1 protein-coding gene is annotated in these 1,831 nt (G+C 40.3%); it reads left to right on the plus strand.

Annotation, left to right across the window (positions count from 1 at the left end):
* Positions 1-143: 143 nt before the first annotated feature.
* Positions 144-1,831, plus strand: a 1,688-nt coding sequence (locus HMPREF0494_RS10635; RefSeq protein WP_050759664.1) for an IS1182 family transposase, incomplete at its 3' end; no start/stop codon positions are given.

Here is a 1,831-nt window from a genome sequence, read left to right on the forward strand (position 1 = left end):
AGGCTGGGAAAAAACTCCTAGTCTATGTAAAAAAGCCGGACGATGAATCCAAAATTGATTCATCATCCGGCCTTTATGTATACACAGGAAATCGTTCCTGATATCTGTAATTACCACAAAAACAAAATAAAGGAATGATTTTCGTGTATCAAAATTATATCACAGGACAAACCGAGTTCGTACTAAATTATGACTATAATGTTTCTCAAACACATATTGTTCGATTAATTGATGCCTTTGTAGATTCAATTCCCCAAGAAGTTTTACTGGAAGAAAATGTGGCGACTACCGGTCGCCCCAGTTCGCATCCGGCAATCTTACTTAAAATTCTGTTATTCGCTTATTCCCGTCAAACCTATTCTGGTCGTCAAATTGAGACAATGCTGGAAGAGAATTTGCCGATGCGCTGGCTGGCTCGTGATCATACATATAGCTACCATACTATTAATAATTTCCGCCGAAGTCAGCACGCTAGTAACGTAATCAAACGGTCATTTGTTTATTTTTCAATGGCGTTGGCGGAACATGGTTTGATTCAAAAAGATGCCGTCTTTATTGATGGTACTAAGGTTGAAGCAGATGCTAATAAGTATTCTTTTACCTGGCGTCGTGCAGTCGAAAACTACCATGGCAAGCTGAAAGAGAAGGCCGTCCGTCTTTATGAAGAATTAGTTGAAAAGCGTGTTATTCAGGCGATGACACCGGAATTAATTGAGTCAGCTGATGGCATGAGCTTAATGGCGGAAGACCTGGAAAAAGAAATTAGTGAGTTGGATGACAAGATTAAACAGGAGCCTAGAGTAATTAAGGGCGGTTCAGCTAGAAAACGACGTCGTCGTTTATTGAAAAAACTTCGTCATCAATTGCAGAAAGACCTGATTCCTCGTGCTAAAAAATATGAGGAAGCCGAGGAAATCTTTCAAGGGCGCAATAGCTTTTCTAAGACCGATCATGACGCTACTTTTATGTGTATGAAAGAGGATCCAATGAAAAACCGGGAGTTAAAGCCTGGTTATAATCTTCAAATCGCTACCCATAATCAATTCGTGCTTGATTATGCCTTATACCCTAATCCAACTGATACGCGGACGTTAGTCCCGTTCCTTAATCAATTCCACGCTTTAAACTTCTTTGGTCATATTGTCGCCGATGCAGGTTACGGCAGTGAGTATAACTACACAATGCTTCTTGACCAGTTCGAAAAACAACCAATTATTCCGTATACTACTTATCAAAAAGAGCAGAAGCGTCGCTTTAAAAATGATCCAACCAAGTCGCAAAATTGGTACTACAATGCCGAAGATGATTACTATATTGACCATCTAGGAGTGCGTTTCAGCTTTTATCGTTACAGTAAACATACTGATAAACACGGATTTAAACGTGATTTTAAAATTTACCGCGCTGACAAGCACCAGCTAACTGCTCAACTAGATCTCCTGGCGAAAACTCCAAGTAGTAGGCAACGATACATACAGGTTAATCCAACTTGGAATTACTATAAAGCGCAAGTTAAAGCAACCCTCTCAAGCGATGAAGGACAAGCGATTTACCGTCGACGCAAGTTCGACGTTGAGCCTGTCTTTGGTCGCATGAAGAGGGATTTTGGCGTACGTCGAACTCGTTTACGTGGGCAACGGGCCGTGGAAAATGACATTGGCTTGGTCTTGATGGCTATGAATTTAACCAAATTAGATAAAATGGTAGCACATATGAGGCCGTCATTACTTAAAAATGGAAAAAACCGAACCACAATTTTTGAGGATTCAAAAATCATGGTTCGGTTTTCTATATCAAAGGCCAAGACTAAAATAGTTTTTTTCCCAGCCTC

It is taken from the genome of Limosilactobacillus antri DSM 16041 (assembly GCF_000160835.1).
GTDB classification, from domain to species: Bacteria; Bacillota; Bacilli; order Lactobacillales; family Lactobacillaceae; genus Limosilactobacillus; species Limosilactobacillus antri.